22 protein-coding genes are annotated in these 21893 nt (G+C 69.2%); 12 read left to right on the top strand and 10 right to left on the bottom strand.

The window, feature by feature from the left end; genetic code table 11:
• Positions 1 to 134: 134 nt before the first annotated feature.
• Together ACFVHY_RS09075 and ACFVHY_RS09070 are read right to left on the bottom strand one after the other, a co-directional pair.
• Entirely contained in the window at positions 135 to 1442 is a 1308-nt protein-coding gene (locus tag ACFVHY_RS09075; RefSeq protein WP_390271021.1) for a class I SAM-dependent RNA methyltransferase, read from the bottom strand.
• The gene (locus tag ACFVHY_RS09070) at positions 1439 to 3454 is read right to left on the bottom strand and encodes an APC family permease (protein ID WP_390271018.1); all 2016 of its coding nucleotides are present in this window, start codon (positions 3452 to 3454) and stop codon (positions 1439 to 1441) included. Before ACFVHY_RS09070 ends, ACFVHY_RS09075 begins: the two co-directional genes overlap by 4 nt.
• Positions 3455 to 3532: 78 nt before the next feature.
• On the opposite strand from ACFVHY_RS09070, the gene ACFVHY_RS09065 reads away from it, so the two are divergent.
• The gene (locus ACFVHY_RS09065; RefSeq protein WP_058250313.1) at positions 3533 to 4201 is read left to right on the top strand and encodes a TrkA family potassium uptake protein; all 669 of its coding nucleotides are present in this window, start codon (positions 3533 to 3535) and stop codon (positions 4199 to 4201) included.
• A 22-nt stretch (positions 4202 to 4223) separates the two neighbouring features.
• The gene (locus ACFVHY_RS09060; protein WP_065628889.1) at positions 4224 to 4886 is read left to right on the top strand and encodes a TrkA family potassium uptake protein; all 663 of its coding nucleotides are present in this window, start codon (positions 4224 to 4226) and stop codon (positions 4884 to 4886) included.
• On the opposite strand, the gene ACFVHY_RS09055 is transcribed toward ACFVHY_RS09060, so the two are convergent.
• Positions 4867 to 5481: a DUF3159 domain-containing protein gene (locus ACFVHY_RS09055; protein WP_091344242.1), complete on the bottom strand. Its 615-nt coding sequence runs from the start codon at positions 5479 to 5481 to the stop codon at positions 4867 to 4869. The genes ACFVHY_RS09060 and ACFVHY_RS09055 overlap by 20 nt on opposite strands.
• 104 nt (positions 5482 to 5585) lie before the next feature.
• Entirely contained in the window at positions 5586 to 5960 is a 375-nt protein-coding gene (locus tag ACFVHY_RS09050) for an OB-fold nucleic acid binding domain-containing protein (RefSeq protein WP_004018839.1), read from the bottom strand.
• A 378-nt stretch (positions 5961 to 6338) separates the two neighbouring features.
• Between ACFVHY_RS09050 and ACFVHY_RS09045 the strand changes: the two genes are divergently transcribed.
• Complete coding sequence (locus ACFVHY_RS09045; RefSeq protein ID WP_390271015.1) at positions 6339 to 7070, top strand: alpha/beta fold hydrolase; 732 nt, start codon at positions 6339 to 6341, stop codon at positions 7068 to 7070.
• A gap of 24 nt (positions 7071 to 7094) precedes the next feature.
• On the opposite strand, the gene ACFVHY_RS09040 is transcribed toward ACFVHY_RS09045, so the two are convergent.
• Positions 7095 to 8024: a DUF3710 domain-containing protein gene (locus tag ACFVHY_RS09040; protein WP_390271012.1), complete on the bottom strand. Its 930-nt coding sequence runs from the start codon at positions 8022 to 8024 to the stop codon at positions 7095 to 7097.
• A gap of 109 nt (positions 8025 to 8133) precedes the next feature.
• Complete coding sequence (dut, locus tag ACFVHY_RS09035; RefSeq protein ID WP_390271009.1) at positions 8134 to 8619, bottom strand: dUTP diphosphatase; 486 nt, start codon at positions 8617 to 8619, stop codon at positions 8134 to 8136.
• A 22-nt stretch (positions 8620 to 8641) separates the two neighbouring features.
• On the opposite strand from dut, the gene ACFVHY_RS09030 reads away from it, so the two are divergent.
• Positions 8642 to 9214: a DUF3093 domain-containing protein gene (locus ACFVHY_RS09030; RefSeq protein WP_058250221.1), complete on the top strand. Its 573-nt coding sequence runs from the start codon at positions 8642 to 8644 to the stop codon at positions 9212 to 9214.
• Between the two features lie 97 nt (positions 9215 to 9311).
• On the opposite strand, the gene ACFVHY_RS09025 is transcribed toward ACFVHY_RS09030, so the two are convergent.
• Positions 9312 to 9611, bottom strand: coding sequence for a DUF4193 domain-containing protein (locus tag ACFVHY_RS09025; protein ID WP_004018846.1), 300 nt, complete (start codon positions 9609 to 9611; stop codon positions 9312 to 9314).
• A 410-nt stretch (positions 9612 to 10021) separates the two neighbouring features.
• Here ACFVHY_RS09025 and cei point away from each other — a divergent pair, with 410 nt between their 5' ends.
• Positions 10022 to 10714 carry an envelope integrity protein Cei gene (gene cei, locus ACFVHY_RS09020; RefSeq protein ID WP_390271005.1) on the top strand — a complete coding sequence of 231 codons (693 nt, stop codon included), beginning with the start codon at positions 10022 to 10024 and terminating at the stop codon, positions 10712 to 10714.
• Between the two features lie 60 nt (positions 10715 to 10774).
• On the opposite strand, the gene ACFVHY_RS09015 is transcribed toward cei, so the two are convergent.
• A complete protein-coding gene (locus ACFVHY_RS09015) occupies positions 10775 to 11728 on the bottom strand; it encodes an inositol monophosphatase family protein (RefSeq protein WP_390271002.1) in 954 nt (317 codons plus the stop codon).
• 170 nt (positions 11729 to 11898) lie between these two features.
• Between ACFVHY_RS09015 and ppgK the strand changes: the two genes are divergently transcribed.
• The 4 genes from ppgK (at position 11899) to ACFVHY_RS08995 (ending at position 16248) form a co-directional block, all read left to right on the top strand.
• Positions 11899 to 12717 (top strand): polyphosphate--glucose phosphotransferase, encoded by an 819-nt coding sequence (gene ppgK / locus ACFVHY_RS09010; RefSeq protein ID WP_390270999.1) that lies wholly within the window; start codon positions 11899 to 11901, stop codon positions 12715 to 12717.
• A gap of 56 nt (positions 12718 to 12773) precedes the next feature.
• Positions 12774 to 14342, top strand: coding sequence for an RNA polymerase sigma factor (locus ACFVHY_RS09005; protein ID WP_390270996.1), 1569 nt, complete (start codon positions 12774 to 12776; stop codon positions 14340 to 14342).
• 393 nt (positions 14343 to 14735) lie between these two features.
• Complete coding sequence (locus ACFVHY_RS09000) at positions 14736 to 15785, top strand: sulfite exporter TauE/SafE family protein (protein WP_058250216.1); 1050 nt, start codon at positions 14736 to 14738, stop codon at positions 15783 to 15785.
• A gap of 256 nt (positions 15786 to 16041) precedes the next feature.
• Positions 16042 to 16248, top strand: coding sequence for a hypothetical protein (locus tag ACFVHY_RS08995; protein ID WP_004018852.1), 207 nt, complete (start codon positions 16042 to 16044; stop codon positions 16246 to 16248).
• A gap of 152 nt (positions 16249 to 16400) precedes the next feature.
• Here ACFVHY_RS08995 and ACFVHY_RS08990 read toward each other — a convergent pair whose 3' ends face one another.
• A complete protein-coding gene (locus ACFVHY_RS08990; RefSeq protein ID WP_390270991.1) occupies positions 16401 to 18143 on the bottom strand; it encodes a DEAD/DEAH box helicase in 1743 nt (580 codons plus the stop codon).
• Between the two features lie 283 nt (positions 18144 to 18426).
• On the opposite strand from ACFVHY_RS08990, the gene ACFVHY_RS08985 reads away from it, so the two are divergent.
• Positions 18427 to 19665: a YihY/virulence factor BrkB family protein gene (locus tag ACFVHY_RS08985; RefSeq protein WP_390270988.1), complete on the top strand. Its 1239-nt coding sequence runs from the start codon at positions 18427 to 18429 to the stop codon at positions 19663 to 19665.
• Between the two features lie 31 nt (positions 19666 to 19696).
• Here the strand turns inward: ACFVHY_RS08985 and ACFVHY_RS08980 are convergent, their stop codons facing one another.
• Entirely contained in the window at positions 19697 to 19969 is a 273-nt protein-coding gene (locus ACFVHY_RS08980; RefSeq protein ID WP_058250213.1) for a DUF3039 domain-containing protein, read from the bottom strand.
• A 212-nt stretch (positions 19970 to 20181) separates the two neighbouring features.
• Here ACFVHY_RS08980 and ACFVHY_RS08975 point away from each other — a divergent pair, with 212 nt between their 5' ends.
• Both ACFVHY_RS08975 and ACFVHY_RS08970 read left to right on the top strand, forming a co-directional pair.
• Entirely contained in the window at positions 20182 to 20640 is a 459-nt protein-coding gene (locus ACFVHY_RS08975) for a DUF3099 domain-containing protein (RefSeq protein WP_390270985.1), read from the top strand.
• 294 nt (positions 20641 to 20934) lie between these two features.
• Positions 20935 to 21873 (top strand): sigma-70 family RNA polymerase sigma factor, encoded by a 939-nt coding sequence (locus ACFVHY_RS08970; protein ID WP_171011532.1) that lies wholly within the window; start codon positions 20935 to 20937, stop codon positions 21871 to 21873.
• Positions 21874 to 21893: the final 20 nt, after the last annotated feature.

Here is a 21893-nt window from a genome sequence, read left to right as displayed (position 1 = left end):
GGCGAGACGCCAGGTCGGCTGTCGAGCCGGAGAACGTCCGGCACATGTCTGGTCAGTCTACGGAAGCATTCGTCGCGAGCCCGATCGACGGATGGCCGACGCGTCGGGATCCGGACCTCGCGAGCGCGCCCCGCTCACCCGTCGGCGGCCGGAATGAGGCAGGCCACCGCCTCCACGTGGTGTGTCAGCGGGAAAGCGTCGAAACCGCGTATGTCGACGACACGGAATCCGCGTGCGGCGAAGTATCCGAGATCACGTGCGAATCGGGCGGCGTCGCAGCCCACGTGGACCACGATGCCGGGCCGGGCGTCGGCGATCGCCCCGATCACCCGTTCCCCGGCTCCGGTACGCGGGGGATCGAGGACGACGACGTCCGGCCGCGCGGTGAGGTCCGTGATCCGGGCCGCGACCTCCCCGCGATGGGTGTGCACCTGATCGCCGTCGCCGGCGAAGGCCCGCTCGGCGGCGTCGAGTGCGGCCGGATCCGAATCGACGATGTGCACGGTGTCCGGCGCACCGGCCGGGCCGTCGAGCAGTGCGCCCGCGAACACCCCTGCCCCGCCGTACAGATCCCACGCCACGCGTGGCGGTCCCCCGAGATGCGCACCGACGAAGTCGACGACGGTCTCGGCGTAGGCCCGCGGCGCGTCGCGGTGCGCCTGCCAGAATCCCGCGACGGGAATGTCCCACGACCGCCCGCCGACCCGCTGGACGGCCGTCGCCCCACCTTCGACGACCCGCTGGGCACGGGGCCGTGCGTGCCGGGCGCGGTTCTGCTGCGCCCGGCGCCGGCTGTCGGCGCGGCCCCGGCGCGGCTCCGCCACGGGCGCGAGTTCGGTGATGTGGCGCGCGCCGTCGGCGTCGAGCACGACGGCGAGTTCGGAGTGCGTGGTGAAACCGCGGTCGGCGAGTCCGTCGAGCATTCCCGGGGCGGGCTGGACGCAGGCCTCGGTGACGACGCCGCGGCCGCGGAACGCCGACTGCCCCGGGCGCCCCCGGCCGTCCACGGCCAGGCGGGTCCGGATTCGCCACCCCACCTCGGCGTCCCCGAGACGCCGCACGCCGTCGGTCGCCAGCTCGGTGCCGGCCACGATCTCGCCCGGTAGACGACCCACGCGATCCAGGACATCGAGCAGCACAGCCTGTTTCAGGTCCCGCGCATGGTCGGGCGTCACGTGCGCGAGGTCACAGCACCCGGCCCCGGCCGCAGCCGCCGGACACCGCGGCGCCACCCGGTGCGGCGAGGCGTCGAGCACTTCCGCCACCTCGGCCCGCCAGTACGAGTCGTGCCGGTCGTCGGTGATGTCGGCGACCACCCGTTCGCCGGGGATCGCCCCGCGGACGAACACGACGCGGCCGTCGGCACGGCCCACGGACTCACCGCCGTTGGCCGGACGGTCGACGGTCACCTCGACCCGGCGCGGTGTTGCCGGGCCGCTCACGGTCGCCGTTCGGGTTCGCCGAGCGCACGACGGGTCTCCCCCGGCGCCCAGTACGCGCGGTCTTCCTTGCGCCGGTCCGACGAGGTGAGTTGCCACGGCACCGAGGTCACCATCACGCCGGGCTCGAACAGCAGCCGGCCCTTGAGGCGCAGCGCCGACTGGTTGTGCAGGATCTGCTCCCACCAGTGCCCGACGACATACTCCGGGATGAACACGGTCACGACGTCGCGCGGCGACTCGCGCCGCACCCGGCGCACGTATTCGATGACGGGCCGGGTGATCTCGCGATAGGGCGAGGCGATGACCTTCAGCGGGACCGTGATGTCACTGGCCTCCCACTCCGAGACGAGCTTGCGGGTGTCGCGGTCGTCGACGTTGACCGTGATCGCCTCCAGCACGTCCGGACGGGTGGCCCGCGCGTACCGCAGGGCCCGCTTGGACGCCATGTGCAGGCTGGACACGAGCACGATCGAATGCGTGCGGCTGGGCAGGACGGCCTCGTTGTCGTCCTCGGCGCGGTCGAGTTCGCGCTGCACCGACGCGTAGTGGTGATGGATGAGTTTCATGATCACGAACAGCGAGACCATCGCGATCACGGCGATGTAGGCACCCTCGGTGAACTTGGTGATCAGGACGACGACCAGGACCGTCGCGGTCATCACCAGGCCGACCGTGTTGACCACCCGTGACTGCATCATCCGACGCCGCGCGCTCGGGTCGGTCTCGGTACGCAGCAGGCGGGTCCAATGCCGCACCATGCCCGTCTGGCTCAGGGTGAACGACACGAACACGCCCACGATGTAGAGCTGGATCAGGGACGTCACCTGCGCGCCGAACGCGACGACGAAGATGATCGCGGCGATCGCGAGGAACAGGATGCCGTTGCTGAACGCCAGGCGGTCGCCTCGGGTGTGCAACTGGCGCGGCAGGTAGCGATCCTGCGCGAGTACCGAGCCCAGCACCGGGAAACCGTTGAAGGCGGTGTTCGCGGCCAGCAGCAGGATCAGCGCGGTGACGGTGGCGACGAAGAAGAAGGCCGGCGGGAAGGAGTCGAAGACGGCATGGGCCAGCTGGGCGATCATGGCCTTCTGCTGGTAACCCTCCGGCGCCCCGATGAGGTCCTGCTCCGGGTTCATCACGTACTTCGCGCCGATCTTCTCCGCCAGCAGCACGATGCCCATCAGCAGGGTGATGGAGAACGCGCCCAGCAGCAGCAGCGTCGTTGCGGCGTTGCGCGACTTCGGTTTCCGGAAGGCCGGCACCCCGTTGCTGATGGCCTCCACCCCGGTGAGCGCCGCACAGCCCGAGGAGAACGACCGGGCGACGAGGAAGATCAGCGCCAGCCCGGTGAGGTTGTCCTGTTCGGGCACGATGCCGAAGTCGGCGGTCTCGGAATGGATGTCCTGCCCGAGCACGTAGATCTCGGTGAACCCCCAGATGAGCATGCCCAGGACACCGATGATGAACCCGTAGGTCGGGATCGCGAGCACGGCGCCGGACTCCTTGATGCCGCGCAGGTTGACCGCGGCGAGCAGCATGATCGCGCCGACGCAGAACCACACCTTGTGCTCTTCGACGAACGGGATCGCCGAACCGATGTTCTCGGCCGCCGACGTGACCGACACCGCCACCGTGAGCACGTAGTCCACCAGCAGGGCGCTGCCGACGGTCAGGCCCGCGTTGGGACCGAGATTGACGGTCGCGACCTCGTAGTCGCCGCCACCCGAGGGGTAGGCGTGCACGTTCTGGCGGTAGCTCGCGACGACCACGGCCATGACGACGGCGACGGCGATCGCCACCCACGGCGTGAACGCCAGCGCGCTGATGCCGGCGACGGACAGGACCAGGAAGATCTCCTGCGGCGCGTACGCCACCGAGCTCATCGCGTCGGAGGCGAACACCGGCAGGGCTATCCGCTTGGGCAGCAGCGTGTGACCGAGCGTGTCGCTGCGGAAAGGCCTGCCGAGCAGGAGGCGTTTCGTCGCGACGGACACCTTGGAGACGGTGGACACCAGGCAACCCTAGAGCGTTGGCGCCGAGGCGGGTAGGTTCGACTCGCGGCAGACGAGCCGCGTGTGGAGAGGAATGCCGTGCAGGTGGTCATCATGGGTTGCGGGCGGGTCGGATCCGCGCTCGCGATGTCGATGCAGAAGCGCGGACACGACGTCGCGATCATCGATCGGGATCCGAGCGCGTTCGTGCGGCTGAGTCCCGACTTCGCGGGCCGCACGATCACCGGGGTCGGGTTCGACCGCGAGATCCTCGTCAAGGCGGGCATCGAGCACGCCGACGCGTTCGCCGCGGTGTCCTCCGGGGACAACTCGAACATCATCTCGGCGAGGGTGGCCCGCGAGACCTTCGACGTCGAGCGCGTCGTCGCCCGGATCTACGACGCCAAGCGCGCCGAGGTGTACGAGCGGCTCGGGATCCCCACGGTGGCGACCGTCCCCTGGACGACCGAGCGTTTCGTCTCGGCGCTCGGCGAGACGACGACGATGGAGTGGCGTGACCCGTCGGGTTCGCTGGCGATCGCCCAGATCGACGTCGACGACTCGTGGATCGGGATCTCGGTCGGCAAGTTCCAGGAGCAGACCGGCGCGCGGGTGGCCTTCCTCAGCCGGGTCGGACGTCCAGTTCTCCCCGAGGCGAAAACCGTTCTGCAACAAGATGATGTGGTCTACGGAGCGGTCATGCTCGACAACCTCAAGAACGCCCGTGGCGTCGCCGCGCGGCCGTTCACCCAGAACGAGTCCGGATGACCCGGGCCGAAGGAGTCCCGAAGTGAAGGTCGCCATCGCCGGAGCCGGCGCGGTCGGGCGCTCGATCGCCCGCGAACTGCTGGTGAACGCCCACGAGGTCACGCTCTTCGAGCGCAACGCCGGCCACATCGACACCGACGCCGTCGTCGGCGCGGGCTGGGTGCTCGCCGACGCGTGTGAACTCGCCAATCTCGAAGAGGCGCAACTACAGACCTACGACGTCATGATCGCCGCGACCGGCGACGACAAGGCCAACCTCGTCGTGAGCCTGCTCGCGAAGACCGAGTTCGCCGTCAACCGGGTCGTCGCTCGCGTCAACGACCCGCGTAACGAGTGGCTGTTCGGCGAGGACTGGGGCGTCGACGTCGCCGTCTCGACCCCACGCCTGCTCGCTTCCCTGGTCGAGGAGGCGGTGTCCGTCGGCGATCTGGTCCGGTTGATGACGTTCCGTCAGGGGCAGGCCAACCTCGTCGAACTCACCCTGCCGTCGAACACTCCCCTCGCCGGCAAACCCGTCCGGAAGCTGGAACTGCCGCGCGACGCCGCGCTCGTCGCGATCCTGCGCGGCGGCCGCGTCATCGTCCCGCAGCGCGACGACCCCATCGAGGGCGGCGACGAACTGGTCTTCATCGCGCCCACCGAGGCCGAACCCGCCCTCTACGAGGCTATGCAGATCGCGCGGTGACGTCCGCGTCCGGCGGGGTGCCGGCGCGCGCCGCCTCGGCTCGCTGCGCCCGGCGAACCAGGAGGATCGTCGCGAGCACCACGAGTGCGGTCAGCGGCCACCCCATCGCGATGCGCGCGAACGCCAGCCACCCGGTGGCCCCGTCGTCGTACAGTTCCGACTGCGTGAGGTAGCGCGCCGCGAAGAGCACCGCCCACAGTGCGGTGGCGATGTCGTAGGCGCGGAGGATGGACCGCTGCTTGCGCCAGCCGGAACCCTCGCCGTTGATCAGATGCCAGGCCACCCCGATGAGGGGCCACCGCACCAGGATCGAGACGGCGAACACGATCGCATAGACGAGGGTGCTCCAGATCCCGAACAGGAAGTAGCCCTTGGCATCCCCCACCCGGTCGGCGATGAAGACGCAGATGGCGACGCCGAGCAGACCCGATATCGCGGGGGTCAGGGGTTCGCGGCGCACGAGCCGTACGACGAAGAGCAACGCCGCCACGCCGAGAGCCGCGTAGATGGCGGTCCGGAGGTCGAAGAAGGAGTTGACGGGGACGAACACCACGACGGGCACCGTCGAATAGACCAGGCCGGAGACGCCACCGATCTGTTCGAGGACCGTGGGCGCCGTCCGCTCGGGTGCCGACTGTCCGGGTGCCGACGGTTCGGCGTCCGGCTGTCTCGAGGCCGGATGCTCGGGGACCCGACCGGTCACTCGTCGACGCCGTGCAACTCGTAATAAGGGTTGTAGATCACCTTGTGGCCGTCCTGCTCGGCGAGTCGGCCCCGGACGGTGACCTTGCGGCCGGGCTCGATGCCGGTGATGCGGTTACGGCCCAGCCACTTCAGCATCACGATGTCGGAGCCGTCGAAGAACTCGGCCTTCACCCCCGCCTTGGCCGAGCGCGAACAGGTCTCGACCGCACGCAGTTCGCCGTGCATCGTGACCTCGTCACCGCGGCAGCACTCGGATGCGCGCTGAGCGCCTGTCGCCTTGGATTCCTCGGCGATCTTCTCTGCGTCGGCGTCACCGAGGTCTTCGGTGAGCCGACGGGTCAGTCGTTTGAGATAGCCGGCAGTGGGCATCTCGACCCTCCCAATGGATTTCGGCCGGCACCGCAGGGCTGTACAGAGCGGTGTCCGTGGGTCGCCGAACGAGTGATCGGTGACCTGCCCGCCAGCGTAGACCTCGGCCTCGGCCAGTGACAACGTCGGCGACCGCGGGGCCATTCCGTGGTCGCCGGACCCCCGCTGTCCAGGTCTGCGCGGGGGCCGCGGGACACCTTAGTGGTGTGTCTCAGAAACAGGCGACTGGTCTCCGCCGTTCGATCGGCGCCTGGCCGCGTTGTCGTCGGTCGAGATAGCTCCGCTATCCCTCCCTCCTCCGCCTTGCCAGACCACCGATCGCTCCACCGGATACCGGCCGCCTCTTTTCGAGACACACCACTAGGGGATGATGCCCTGATGCCTGGCACCGACGGTCCGCACCGCCCTCGCCCGACAGCTCTCGTCGGCATCCCCGGAACGGGTTCCGACGCCGATCACGTCACCCGTTCCTTTCACCGCGCCGCAGCTGACCTGGGAGTCGAGCTCATCGCGCTGGACCCGACGACGCCGTTGATCGACGGCCATCTCCGCGGGCTGGAGCGGGCCGCCGGAGCCCACCGCTCGCTCCTGGTGGGCGGGGTGTCGATCGGGGCCGCGATCGCGCTCGAGTGGGCCCTCCGCGACGCCGGCCGACGCTGCGCCGGGGTGCTCGCCGCGCTGCCGGCGTGGAGCGGCGACGCCCACTCGGCACCTGCGGCCGCGAGTGCCGGCGCCACCGCCGAGGCGCTCGAACGCGACGGGCTCGAGGCGACCATCGCGGCGATGGCGAGCAGCAGCCCGGCCTGGCTGGCCGCGGAACTGACCCGGTCGTGGCGGGGTCTGCACCCGGGCCTCGCCGGCATGTTGCGCGAGGCGGCTCGCCATCGGGCCCCGACGCCGGCCGAGATCGCCGGGCTCACGGTGCCGCTGGCCATCGTCGCGGCCGCCGACGATCCGGTCCACCCCATCGCCGTCGCCCGCGAATGGCATGCTGCCGCACCGCAATCGACCCTCGTCGAGATCACGCTCGACGATTGGGGCCACGATCCGGGTGTGCTGGGAGACGAGCTCCGGGCCGGGCTTGTCGCACTCACCGACCCGCCGGGGTGATCGGAGCCCGGTGTGGCCGGAGCTTCAGCGGCGGCGGCGGAAGCGCTGCATCGCCGAACCCGACGACGGCGGCAACGGCTCCTCGTCGACCTCGGGATCGGCGGGAGCCACCGGAGCCGCGGACTCCGCATCCGGGGCAGCGGCCGCCGCCGGCTCGTCGCGGTAGGCGTTCTCCCCGTAGACGGTGGCGTGGGCGACCTGATCGAGCGCGCCCCCGGCAACGGGTACCGCATCGTCGGTCGCGTCCTCGGTGGTCTCGGCACCCGGGCCCGCGTGCTGTGCGGTGGGGTTCGGGGCGGAGGGGTTCGGGGCGGTGGGGTTCTGGGCGGATGGGTCCGGGGAGTCTTGTCCGGCCGGGGGGCCGACGAACATCTGCTGCTGGGCGGCCGCGACCTGCTCGGCGAGCACCGGCGGCAACACGACGGGCAGCGGATCCCGCGGGGGGAACGGCTCGGACCCGCGTCGGACGACCGTCTCGGCCAGTACGGCGCGGCTCAACCGCGCCAGGTCGTCCGCATGCTCGGTGGGTCCGCTGCCCACGCACCGGACGAGCCAGCGCGGGCCGTCGACCCCGATGAACCGGTGGGTCGCACCGTCCATCTCGGCGACCACCTCACGCCCCCAGTGCCCGTCTTCGACACTCGTGGCCGCGCCGTCGTCGCGGAGGGAACCGGCCAGCTCACGGACCACCTCCCGCCACATCCCGGGGGACTTGGGTGCGGCGAAGGCGCTCACCGAGATCCGGCCGATGGGGGTCACCAGGTACACGTTCTGCGGCTGGTGGGCCTCGGACATCTCGACGGTGACCTGGCCACCCTCGACCACCGGGACCAGTACCGAACCGAGGTCCAGATGGGAGTTCTCGAGCTCCTGCGGCCGGGTCGCCAGTGCGTCGATGTCGTAGGGGCCGCGCGCCTGACCGACCCGCAGCTCCTCTGATCCGTCCTGTGCCATCGCGTCACTCCTCGTTCGTCACCGCCGGCGACGACGATCCGCCGGACACACGGGAAACACTAATCGACTCCCGCCGGGGAGAGCCCCGGCGACGGTTTCACCGCAGCGGTCAGGCGAGAATCGCCGATCCCCCGCTCGATCCGTACCCGCCGTCGCCGCGTGCGGTGTCGTCGAGTTCGTCGACCTCGACGAACTCGGGCAGCTCGACGCGCTGCACGATCAGCTGGGCTATGCGGTCTCCCCGCGAGATGGAGATCGTCTGCTCCGGATCGTGGTTGATCAGACAGACCTTGATCTCCCCGCGATAGCCCGCGTCGATGGTGCCGGGGGTGTTCACGACCGACAGGCCGGCCCGGGCGGCCAGTCCCGACCTCGGGTGGATCAGCCCCACGGTGCCGATCGGCAACGCCACGGCGATCCCGGTCCCGACGAGTTGACGGCGTCCGGCGGGCAATTCGAGATCGATCGTCGAATAGAGATCGACCCCCGCGTCCCCGGGGTGCGCCCTGGTCGGCAGCGGTAGGTCGGGATCGAGGCGTCGGAGCGCGATCGGCGCCGGGTCAGCGGGGTGCGCGGGGGGGAGATCTGAGGCCACGCAGGCAGACTACGCTGGTCACGTGACCGCAGATCATTCGCCCGAGCGCCCCGGAGGACCCTCGGACGCCTCCCCCGCACCCACCGGGCGGAACGCCGGCGTCACCGACTCGACCGCCGATCTGTTCGACGAGCGCCTGTACGTGCCGTGGTGGTGGTGGTTGGCAGCCGTGGTCCTCACCGGCGTGGTGGGCTACGAGATCCAGCTGTCGGCGCGCGGGAGCGCCTGGAGCATCATCGGATACGTGGCCACCGGCGTGCTGTGCGTCGTGATGCTGTGGTCGATGAGCCGTACCCGCGTCCGGGTGACCGCGGATCGGGAGCTGCATGCCCACCGCGCGGTCCTGCCGCGCGCCGTCGTCGCGCGGGCCGCGACGGTCCCGGCGACCGCGAAGAGCGCCGCACTCGGGCGGCAGCTCGACCCGGCGGCCTACCTCGTGCACCGCTCCTGGGTGAAGACGATGGTCCTCATCGTGCTCGACGACCCCGACGACCCGACACCGTACTGGCTGGTCTCGACACGTCGGCCGGCCGAACTCCTCGCGGCGCTGGGCGTCGACGACGCCGCGGCCGACCGTCCCGCACCCACCGCCTGACCCGGGCACGACTCCCTACCCGGCACACGACGAAGGGGCCGCGCCGTATTCGGCGTCGGCCCCCTTCATCAGCTGTGACAGCTGGACTCAGTTCATCTCACGCGCAGTCGACGCAGATGAGCGAGCTTCCGTTCTCCTCGGCCAACCGGCTGCGGTGGTAGACGAGAAAGCAGCTGGTACAGGTGAACTCGTCGGCCTGCTTGGGGATGACACGCACCGACAGTTCCTCGCCCGAGAGATCGGCACCCGGGAGTTCGAAGGACTCCGCGGTATCACTCTCGTCGACATCCACTGCCGAGGACTGCGCCTCGCTGCGCCGGGCCTTCAGTTCTTCGAGCGAGTCCTCGTTGAGGTCCTCGGTCTCCGTCCGTCGTGGCGCGTCGTAATCTGTAGCCATTCTGTGCCTAACTTGTCGAGAGTGTGAGGGGCGCTCACGGTGACGGCGCTGGCGTCGCCACCCGGTGTTATTGCGCACGACTCCGCCGGGATTGTCTTACCGATGGGGTCACTGCAACGTCGTCTCGGGCGAGATTCGTACCAGAGGATCAGACGTATTGCGTGATTTCGATCACGGTTTCATATCAGGCGCACCCCGGGTCTGGAAGCGCGGGCGCCCGAAGCATAGTCGACACGCTATCGAAGGTCAATACCCGAGACCCAACTCGTCGGCAAGTTTCGGTTCGGCGCCCGATCCATGCCCCGGTACATCCCAGTCGTACCGCTCCCGGCGAGGCTCGTGGGGCACTGCGGGGTCACCCTCTACAGTGATCCGAGATCACGCAACGCCCAGTGAGGAGTCAGTCCACGGTGGTGTCGAAGATTACGGTCGGCTATCCGACCGACGAGCAGGGCCGACCCTACCGTCGGCGGCGCTACGCACCGGCGATCGTCACGGTCGTCGTCCTGATGGTCGTCGGCGTGGTGGTGTGGGCGGTTGCGCTGGGCGGCGGCGAGTCCGAATCCGTTCCGACAGCGTGCAATCAACCGACTCCGCCGACGTCGGTGGAAGCGGGCGCGCCACCTCCGCCGGCCCCGCCGACCCTCACCGTCGTCGGACGGGACGAGATGCTGGGAGTCGCTCCGGCCCCGCTGTCGACCTTCGGCGTCCGCGTCCTCAACGCCTCCGACGAACGAGGCGCGGCCCGCACGGTGTCCGACGACCTGACCGCGCAGGGGTTCAGCCCGGTGCCGGACACGCCGTACGCCGATGACCCGGTCTATCCCAACCGGGATCTCAACTGTGTCGCACAGATCCGGTTCGGGCCGGCCGGTCGCGCGGCGGCGGCGGCCACGTGGCTGGCGTTCCCGTGCGCTCAGCTGGTCGACGACGGCCGGCGCGGTACAGCCGTCGACGTCGCACTCGGGGTCCATCACTCGGGTGGCGAGATGTCGCAGGACGCGCAGGCTGCCCTGGAGGCGCTGCGATCGGCGGATCCGAAGAACCCGGCGAGTGGTGTCGACCCGGTCCTCGTCGAGGCCGTGCACTCCACCCCCTGCTGACCGTCGCACGCCGTGCGGCGGCCTCCGCCCCCGACCTTTTGGCGGGACGCGGGAGGGCCGTCAGGTGAGCGGGCTGCGAGCGCCGAATTCGTCGAGCAGCGCGAGGAATTCGTCGGCCACCCCGGGCGCGACGGCGACGGTGATGTGGCCCTCGTCGGCCCGTGAATCGGGTGGCGGAGTCTGGACGACGGCGCCGGCCTCGGCGGCGATCAGCCCGCCGGCGGCCCAGTCCCACGGGCTCAGACCGTGTTCGTAGTGGGCGTCGACCGCGCCGGCCGCGACCATGCAGAGGTCGAGGGCCGCCGCACCGATGCGTCGGACGTCGCGGACACGTGGGAGCAGTTCGGCGACGATGCGTCCCTGCTGCCGGCGGCGCGCCGCGTCGTACCCGAAACCCGTTGCGACGAGCGCCAGTTCGGCCCTGTCGACCGGATTGCAGCGGAGCGGCCGGCGTACCCCGGCGGAGTCCGCCGCCCACGCTCCCCCGCCGAGGGTCGCGCCGTAGGTGACGCCGCGGGCGACGTCGACGACGACCCCGGCGACCGACTGTCCGTCGACCTGCGCCGCGATGGACACCGCATAGGCCGGCACGCCGTACATGAAGTTGACGGTCCCATCGATCGGGTCGACCACCCATCGGACACCGGTAGGCACCGCCCGGCTCCCGCCGTCCTCCTCGCCCAGCACCTCGTCGTCGGGGCGCGCCTCACGGAGCAGTGAGCGGATCAGGCGTTCGGTCTCGGTGTCGGCGAGGGTGACCGGATCGGTTTCCGTCGACTTCGTCGACACGGGCTGCACCGTCGACTTCGTCGACACGGGCTGCACCGTCGACTTCGTCGACACGGGCCGGACGGTGGAATCCACCGCGGCGGGCTGCGGCGGCTCGCCGTGTCCCGGTGTCGCACCGAACAATTCGGGCCGGCGGCGACGTACGTGCGCGGCGGCCTCCCGGGCCACGGCGCCGGCGACCGCGGCGAGCTCGTCCACCGGAATTGTCTGATCCACGCCCTCCATGTGAGCACATGGCCGGAGCTCACCACCGATCGCGGTGACCGATCTCTCCTCCCGGGTGGTCGAATCGTGTCGACATGTGTTGCGATGACGGGCGTTGCGCCGGTCGCGTGAATAGGCTGGTCTCGGATTGCCCCCACCCTCAGACATCGACCCGGACAGGGAGCCCCGCCATGACCGACACGTCCGTCCCCGGATCGTCCGACTCCGATTTCGCCGGCCCCGGTGATCCGACGCCTCCGACGAACCTCGGTTTCGGGGTCGACGTCGGCGGTTCCGGGATCAAGGGCGGCATCGTCGATCTCGACACCGGTGAACTCGTCGGCGAACGGTTCAAGGTGCTCACCCCGCAGCCCGCGACACCCGAGGCCGTGGCCCGGGGCGTCGCCGAGGTGGTCGCGCATTTCGACTGGACCGGCCCGGTGGGTGTCACCCTCCCCGGGGTCGTGACCGACGGGATCATGCGCACGGCGGCGAACATCGACAAGGCCTGGATCGGCACCGACGTCTACGACCTCTTCAGCGGACACCTCGGCGGTAGGCAGGTGTCGGTCCTCAACGACGCCGACGCCGCGGGTATGGCCGAGGACGCGTACGGCGCGGGCAAGGGCGTCGCGGGGGTCGTGATGCTGCTGACGTTCGGAACCGGTATCGGGTCGGCGATCCTGATCAACGGCACCCTCGTGCCCAACACCGAGCTCGGTCACCTACAGGTCGGCAAGAAGGAGGCCGAGCACCAGGCGTCTTCGCGTGTCCGCGAGGAGAAGGGCTGGTCGTACGAGAAGTGGACCGAGAAGGTCTCCGAGGTCCTCGAGACCTACGAGGCGCTGTTCTGGCCGAATCTCTTCATCGCCGGCGGCGGTATCAGCCGCAAGTCCGACAAGTGGATTCCGCTGCTGACCAACAAGACGCCCGTGGTACCGGCGACGCTGTTGAACACCGCCGGCATCGTCGGTGCGGCCATGGCAGTGTCCCAGGGGCTGAAGACGTGACGCCGCGCAGGGCGTGACCAGGGCTTTGACACACCGGGGACGGCGATGTCGTTACAATGGTCGTCACCGGTCATTCCAACCGAGAAACCAAGACCTCGTCCACGGCGGCTCATGCTGCCGTGTCGCGTCTGGTGACAGACGACAGAAGACACCACAGAAGACAGTTCGAAAGGTTGTACGTGGCAGCCATCACGACCCACCAGGGTGATGCAGAGGCCGAGTCGACGGAGTCGACCCCAGCCGCGACCGACGCCCCGGCGAAGCGAACCGCCAAGAAGGCTGCGAAGAAGACCGCTGCCCGCAAGGCCCCCGCCAAGAAGGCCCCGGCGAAGAAGGCCACCAAGAAGGCGGCACCGAAGAAGGCCGCCAAGAAGGCCGCGTCCGCGGAGGGTTCCGGCGACGATCCGAACGCCGAGCCCGACGACCCGGACTCGATCGACGACATCGACGGTCCCGACGCCGAACTCGAGGACGTCGAGATCGACGACGACCTGGAGGTCGACGACGACGACTCCGAGGACGAGTCGGAGGACGACGACGAGGAGTCCGAGGAGGCGACCGCGCCCGCCGCCGGCGGCGCAGCCCCGGCCGCCGCGAAGGCCGCGTCCAAGGACGATTCCGCCGCCGCGAAGTCCGGCGACTTCGTCTGGGACGAAGAGGAGTCCGAGGCGCTGCGTCAGGCCCGCAAGGACGCCGAGCTCACCGCCTCCGCCGACAGTGTCCGCGCGTACCTGAAGCAGATCGGCAAGGTCGCCCTCCTCAACGCCGAGGAAGAGGTCGAACTCGCCAAGCGCATCGAGGCCGGACTGTTCGCCACCGAACGTCTTCGGCGCATCATGGATGCCGGCGAGAAGCTCAGCACCGCCCAGAAGCGTGACCTGAACTGGATCTCCCGCGACGGCAACCGCGCCAAGAACCACCTGCTCGAGGCGAACCTGCGCCTCGTCGTGTCGCTGGCCAAGCGCTACACGGGCCGCGGCATGGCGTTCCTGGATCTCATCCAGGAGGGCAACCTCGGTCTGATCCGCGCGGTCGAGAAGTTCGACTACACCAAGGGCTACAAGTTCTCGACGTATGCCACCTGGTGGATCCGTCAGGCGATCACCCGCGCCATGGCCGACCAGGCCCGCACCATCCGTATCCCGGTGCACATGGTCGAGGTCATCAACAAACTCGGTCGCATCCAGCGTGAACTCCTCCAGGACCTAGGCCGCGAGCCGACGCCGGAAGAACTCGCCAAGGAGATGGACATCACCCCGGAGAAGGTGCTGGAGATCCAGCAGTACGCCCGGGAACCCATCTCGCTGGACCAGACCATCGGCGATGAGGGCGACAGCCAGCTCGGCGACTTCATCGAGGACTCCGAAGCCGTCGTCGCGGTCGACGCGGTCAGCTTCACGCTGTTGCAGGATCAATTGCAGTCGGTGCTCGAGACCTTGTCCGAACGTGAGGCCGGCGTGGTCCGCCTCCGCTTCGGGCTGACCGACGGCCAGCCCCGCACCCTCGACGAGATCGGGCAGGTCTACGGCGTGACCCGCGAGCGCATCCGTCAGATCGAGTCGAAGACGATGTCGAAGCTGCGCCACCCGTCGCGCTCCCAGGTCCTGCGTGACTATCTCGACTAGTCGGTGACGACAACAGCCTCATCGCCCCCGGAACCTCACGGTTCCGGGGGCGATGTCGTTCTGCCACCCACATAGACATCGATCTGTCAATAGTTCTGCGCGCTCCGATTTGGACACGACCGGATTCTCGGGCTTTCGGGGACGCACTACATAGGATGGCGCGGTGACTTACGCAGTGACCGGGAGCAGACGCGGCGCCATGCTGGTGCGTCGTGCCACCGTCGACCTGCTGCGCACAGCATCGATGCTGTGTCCGTGACGCGACAGACCCCACCCGAGGGCGAGAACGCCACCTGCGATCCCCTCCTCCGCGTTCCACTTCGTCGCGGGCACCGAGTGCCTGCCCCAGCCTCGTCACGTCCCTGACGACGTGACTTCCCGGAAAGACCCACTATGAGAACGATTGTCCTGATCGGCCTCGTCGGCTTCGCTGCTCAGCTCGTCGACGGCAGTCTCGGCATGGCTTATGGCGTCACCACCACGACCCTCCTCCTCGCCATCGGTACCAACCCGGCTGCCGCCTCGGCCACCGTGCACCTGGCCGAGATCGGCACGACGCTGGTCTCCGGCGTCTCGCACTGGAAGTTCGGGAACGTCGACTGGCGCGTCGTGCGCCGTATCGCGATTCCGGGAGCCATCGGCGCCTTCCTCGGCGCCACGATCCTGTCGAATCTCTCCACCGAGACCGCTGCGCCGGTCATGGCCGTGATCCTGCTGCTGCTGGGGCTCTACATCCTGGTGCGGTTCACCTTCCAGGGCATCCCCCGCCACAACCTCGGCAAGCCGCTGCGCAAGCGATTCCTCAGCCCGCTCGGATTCGTCGCCGGATTCGTCGACGCCACCGGTGGCGGCGGTTGGGGTCCGGTCGGCACCCCGGCCATCCTGGCCAGCGGCCGTCTCGAGCCCCGCAAGGTGATCGGTTCGATCGACACGAGCGAGTTCATCATCGCCGTCGCAGCGAGCCTCGGCTTCCTGTTCAGTCTCGGTTCGCAGGGAATCAACTTCGCATGGGTTGCCGCCATCCTCGTCGGCGGCGTGATCGCCGCTCCGATCGCGGCCTGGCTCGTGCGTCACATCCCGCCGCGTCTGCTGGGCGCCTCGGTCGGCGGCCTGATCGTCCTCACGAACACCCGCAGCCTGCTGAAGAGCGACTTCATCGACGCCCCCGGCTCGGTGCGCAACGTCTTCTACATCGTGATCGCCATCGCCTGGGCCGCGGCGTTCGCCTACTCGCTCCGCGAGTACCTGCGCGACCGGGAGAACGAGTCCTCCGACGCGGTCACCCATTTCCGCGAGGAGCAGGAAGAGGCGCTCGTGGGCGCCGAGGGCGCGGAACGCCCCGGCTCCGAGGGAACGTCGACGTCGGACATCCCGGCCGCCGACTCCGCACCCGAACCCGATGCGGGTGCGAGCGGAACACACACCCCCACGCGGACGAGCTGACCGAACGACTCGTCCCGCGCACAACGCGTAGAGTGGTGCGACCCGGCCCCATGTCCGGGTCGCATTGCGTTCGGGCGATCGTTGTTGAGTTGTTGCCTGGTGTAAACGGTGAGTGACGACACACCGAGAGCGCCCTCGGAACAATACGAACGCCCCGAGCGTCTGACAGAGTGAGGTTGACGCATCGCCCGGATGTGTCGGCTCGAAGGGAAGGCGACCGGACACCCGGCGCCGGACCGGGACGGAGGAACGAACCATGACTGACATCGCCACCACAGCCCCGATCTACCTGCCGCTCACTGCCGCCGATCGCTGCGATCGCTGCGGCGCCGCAGCCAAGGTACGGGCCGTCCTGCCCAAGGGCGGCGAACTTCTCTTCTGCCGCCACCACTTCAACGAGCACGAGGCCCGCCTTGTCGAGTTGAGCGCCACCGTCGTCGAATCCGCCGGCGAGCTGGTCTGACACCTCCGACGATCGAACGCGGGCTTTCCCTACGCGCACAGAGCCCGGCCGGAGCAATCCGGCCGGGCTCTGTCGTGTCCGGTGCCTGTTCCGGGCCGACACCGACCACCGCCACTGCGTAGCCTCTGTCAGCGCCACTCGCGCAGTGTCTATCAGCGCCACTCGCGCAGTGCGGCGATCCGTTCCTTCAGCTGATCGGCGCTCGCCATGGCGGTCGGGGGCCCGCCCAGCCGAGTCCGCAACTCGTTGTGCACCATGCCGTGTGGTTTGCCCGTGCGGTGATGATGCATCGCGACGAGCGTGTTGAGTTCCTTACGCAGGGCGTGCAGGTTCTCGCCGGTGGTTCCCGCCGGCCGGCCGGGAGTCGGCGGCTCGGCAGCCGACGACTCCGAAGACGACGCGACCGTCCGCGCCGTGACCTGTTCCTCCTGGCGTTTGCGCAGGAGGGCACGCACCTGGTCGGCATCGAGCAGCCCGGGTAAACCCAGATAGTCCGACTCCTCGTCGCTGCCGGCGAACGTGGCCGTGCCGAACGAGGTGCCGTCGAAGATGACCTGATCGAGTTCGGCGTCGGCATGCAGCGACTGGAACTTCGGCTCGTCCTCCCCCGGCTCGTCCTCCTGCTTGTTGGCGTCGATCAGCAACTGGTCGTCGAGGCCGTCGCTCTCGCGGTGCGGCTTGCCGAGCACGTGATCGCGCTCGACCTCCATCTGGCTGGCGAGGTCGAGCAGCACCGGGACCGACGGCAGGAAGACGCTCGCGGTCTCACCCGGACGACGCGATCGCACGAACCGTCCGATGGCCTGGGCGAAGAACAGCGGCGTCGACGAGCTGGTGGCGTACACCCCCACGGCCAGGCGGGGGACGTCGACACCCTCGGACACCATGCGGACCGCCACCATCCACTCGTCGGTGGACGCGGCGAACTGGCCGATCCTCGACGACGACTTCGGGTCGTCGGAGAGCACCAGCGTCGGCGGCTTGCCGGTGATGGCGGTGAGGAGTTCGGCGTAGTCCCGGGCCGCGGTCTGATCGGTGGCGATGACCAGCCCGCCCGCATCCGGTGTGCCGGTCGCACGGAGTTGCCCCAGCCGCGTGTGTGCGGCGGTGAGGACCGCCGGAATCCAGTCGCCGTGGGCGTCCAGCGCGGTACGCCAGGCGCGGGTGGTGTGCTCCGCGGAGAGCGGTTCGCCCAGCCGGGCGGTGTACTCCTCGCCCGCGCTGTCGCGCCAGCTGGCCTCACCGGAGTAGGCGAGGAACACGACCGGACGGACGACGCCGTCCTTCAGTGCGTCGGCGTAGCCGTAGGTGTGGTCGGCCTTGGAGCGCTGATGCCCGCCGGCCTCCGGTTCGTAGGTGACGAACGGGATCGGCGAGTCGTCGGAGCGGAAGGGTGTACCGGTCAGCAGGAGCCGCCGCTCGGCGTCGTCGAAGGCCTCCCGGATCGCCTCGCCCCACGACTTGGCATCGCCGCCGTGGTGGATCTCGTCGAGGATGACCAGGGTGCGATGGTTCTCGGTGCGCACCCGGTGCCGGGCGGGATGGGCGGCCACCTGTGCATAGGTGACGACGACGCCGTGGAAGTCCGAGCTGGTCTGTCCGGCGGCGTTGGTGAACCGGGAGTCGAGCGCGATCCCGACCCGCGCGGCGGCCTCGGCCCACTGGTGCTTGAGGTGTTCGGTCGGGGCGACGACGGTGATCTTGTCGACAGTGCGGTCATCGAGGAGTTCGCGGGCGATACGCAGGCCGAACGTCGTCTTGCCGGCGCCCGGCGTCGCCACGGCGAGGAAGTCCTTCGGCTTCTGCGTCAGGTACTTGGTCAGCGCACGACGCTGCCAGGCGCGGAGCTGGAGTTTCGGGCCGGCGGTGGATCCGGAGGGTTCGGCTGACGTCACCTTCTGGGCTGCTCCTCCACGCGTGCGGGTTTCCGGCCGGACATGAAACGACCCCTCGCGTGCGGGACCCGCGCCCGAGGGGACCCGCCAATGGTACCGCCGAAGCGCGACAGCTCCCGCATCCCGACACCGGGCCGCGGTGTCCGCCGCGATGGGCGCCCGTGGGCGATCCGAACGACTCGCCTGGTGACCCGGGTACCCAATCGACCTCCCGATCGGGGATATTGAACACATCACAACGCGCAAGAGGAATCCGGTCCCACTGGCCGACGACACGTCGTCGGTGGTTGCCGCGAGCCCGCCCGCCGTCCCGCCGGGTCCGGTGTCGACTGCGGTCACCGCGCCGATCGGCGACCCACTCGCGGATGTCGTGGCCTCGACCGAACCCCTGCGCGCGCCCCTGCGGTCCGCCCCGGCGTCCGGGGACGTCGAGGTCCTCCCCGACGCGAAGGGGCCGACCGAACCGGACGCGGGGTCGGGGAAGACCGGGAACGACGATCCGGTACGAACCGAGGCGTCGTCCGGCCCGGGCCTGCCGGTCCTGCCGAACGTCCATCGCGTGGTCTGGCGCACGATCGTCAAGTCCTGGGACGACGGGATCATCGGCTGGGCCGCACAGGCCGCGTTCTGGCAGGCGCTGTCGCTGCCGCCGCTGCTGCTCGGTCTGCTCGGCTCGGTCGGTTACGTCGCCGGCTGGTTCGGCCCCGACACCGTCGACGTCGTCTACGCCCGCATCATCGATCTCGCCGGACGGACCTTCACCCCCACCGTCGTCGACGACCTGATCACCCCGACGGTCGACAGCGTGCTCGGTCGCGGCCGGATCGGCCTCATGTCGGTCGGGTTCGTCATCTCGCTGTGGGCGGGATCGTCGGCCGTCTCGTGCTTCATCGCCTCGATCGCGCACGCACACGACCAGCACGAGGTCCGACACCCGGTGTGGCAGCGGTTCTTCGCGCTGTTCCTCTACGTCGGCTTCCTGAGCGTCGCGGTGTTCCTGCTGCCCCTCGTCGCGCTCGGACCGAACTATCTACGGGCGATCGTGCCGGAGTCGTGGGGATCGTTCGTCACCACCCTCATCGACTACGGCTACTTCCCGTTCGTCGCCGTCCTCCTGCTGTTCGTCCTGACGACGCTCTACCACCTCGCGCTGCCCAATCCCCTGCCGTGGCATCGGCTCATCGGCGGGGCGATCGTGGCCGGCGTGTTCTTCTGGGTCGCGAGCTACGTGCTGCGCATCTATCTGACCAAGATCACCGAGGCCGGGGTCTCCTACGGGGCGCTGGCCACACCGATCGCGTTCCTGCTCTTCACGTTCTCGCTGGGCTTCGGCATAGTGATCGGCGCCGAGTTCAACGCGGCGGTGCAACAATTCTGGCCCGCGAAGGCGTCGACCACCACGCAGGTCCGGCACTGGGTGAACTCCCAGACCTCCGACTTCACCGGACAACTCCGGACCCTGCCCGACCGGCTGTCCTCCGGCCCGATCCGCCGGCAGGCGCGGCACCGCGACCGCGGCTGACCGGCGACGCCCGCCGATCAGCCGCGTCGCGTCACTTGCGCATCTTGTTGTAGATCTTCTTGCACTTCGGGCAGACCGGCGACCCGGGCTTGGCCGACCGCGTGACCGGGAAGGTCTCGCCGCAGAGGGCGACGACATGATTGCCCATGACCGCACTCTCGGCGATCTTGTTCTTCTTCACGTAGTGGAAGAACTTGGGGCGATCGTCGTCACCCCGGTCGGTCGCGTCGGCATCGGGACGCTCGTCGGTCTTGGTGTCGGACCATTCGTCGAGGTCCGGGCGTTCGATGGTTTCGGTTCCCATTCGTCCATTGTGCGTCACAACCGGGCCAACGGAACACCCGAGTGCACATTCGCCCCGCTCGCTACGCTCCCGGCGGCGGGACCCGATTCGCCCCGCTCGCTACGCTCCCGGCGGCGGGACCCGATTCGCCCCGCTCGCTACGCTCCCGGCGGCGGGTGCAATAGACCGACAAAAGGAGGACAGTGAAGAGGGTGTTCGAACAAAGGGAATCCATGAGTGAGTCCGGTCGCGGACAGTACGGCCGCAACAGCACGTCGCCGCACGTCGACGAGCACGGACATCCCGCGTCGAAACGTCCGGGCGCCGAGGCGTACCTGATCACCGACGCACCGGACTCGCTCGAGGCCCAGCACCGAGCGCGTGTGCGTAAGTACCTGTTCCTCATGGCTTTCCGCGTGCCGGCGCTCGCCATCGCCGGTATCGCCTACGGCATCACCGGGTCCGGACTACTGGCGCTGGCCATCGTCGCGATCTCCATCCCGCTGCCGTGGGCGGCGGTCCTGATCGCCAACGACCGTCCGCCGCGCAAACGCGGCGAGGTCCCCCAGTACAAGTACGGCGCCGACCATCACGTCGTCGGGCCACCGGCGCTGCCCGACACCGACACCGACCACCAGCTGTCGCGCACCATCGACGGGCAGGTCGTCGATCCCGACGACCCCCGCGCCTGACACAGCCGGACCAGACGGGTCGGCACCGCGGCCCCGCGCGTTCCCTCGGGTTCCCCCGCGCGCGACATCTCAGCAACTTCTCAGCCGGTTGTCGAGTCGCGAAAAAGAATGCGCAGGTCACCAAGCCTCGGCGAGGTTTGCTCCGAACCACTCTCGGGAACTATCGCCCACACAAGGGCGTTGGACCCAGTGAACGCACTCAAGTCAGGAGGCCGCATGTCACGCTCGACAGTTGCACGTTCGACCCCGACCAAAGGTTTCGCCGAAGTCACCCCTCCGGGTACCCGGCCGGCGATGACCGAACAGGATCTCGACGCCCAGTCTCCAGCGGCGGATCTGGTCCGTGTCTATCTGAACGGAATCGGTCGCACCGCCCTTCTCAACGCGGAGCAGGAGGTCGAACTCGCCAAGCAGATCGAGGCCGGGCTCTACGCCAAACACGTTCTGGCCAACAAGAAGCGGCTGTCCGCGGCCAAGAAGCGTGACCTCGCGGTCATCGTCCGTGAGGGCGAGGCCGCCCGGGCCCACCTGCTCGAGGCGAACCTCCGCCTGGTCGTCTCGCTGGCCAAGCGCTACACCGGCCGCGGCATGCCCCTCCTCGACCTGATCCAGGAGGGCAACCTCGGTCTGATCCGGGCGATGGAGAAGTTCGACTACGCCAAGGGCTTCAAATTCTCGACCTACGCCACCTGGTGGATTCGTCAGGCGATCACCCGCGGAATGGCGGACCAGAGCCGCACGATCCGGCTCCCCGTCCATCTCGTGGAGCAGGTCAACAAGCTGGCCCGCATCAAGCGCGAGCTGCACCAGCAGCTCGGCCGCGAAGCGACCGACGACGAGCTGGCCAACGAATCGGGCATCCCCGCGGAGAAGATCGCCGACCTGCTCGACCACAGCCGCGATCCGGTGAGCCTGGACATGCCGGTGGGCAGCGACGAGGAAGCCCCCCTGGGCGATTTCATCGAGGACGCCGAGGCCACCTCCGCCGAGAACGCCGTCATCGCCGGCCTGTTGCACTCCGACATCCGCGCCGTCCTGGCGACGCTGGACGAGCGTGAGCAGCAGGTCATCCGGATGCGCTACGGCCTCGACGACGGCCAGCCGCGCACCCTGGATCAGATCGGCCGCATGTTCGGGCTGTCGCGCGAGCGCGTGCGTCAGATCGAGCGCGAGGTCATGGGCAAGCTCCGCCACGGCGACCGTGCCGAGCGGCTGCGCGCCTACGCCAGCTGAGCGTCCCCGCACGCTCCGCC

Source organism: Gordonia sp. NPDC127522 (assembly GCF_042672305.1).
GTDB classification, from domain to species: domain Bacteria; phylum Actinomycetota; class Actinomycetes; order Mycobacteriales; family Mycobacteriaceae; genus Gordonia; species Gordonia hongkongensis.
Note: the sequence above shows the minus strand (reverse complement) of the source record. Positions and strands in the feature narration are given on the sequence as shown.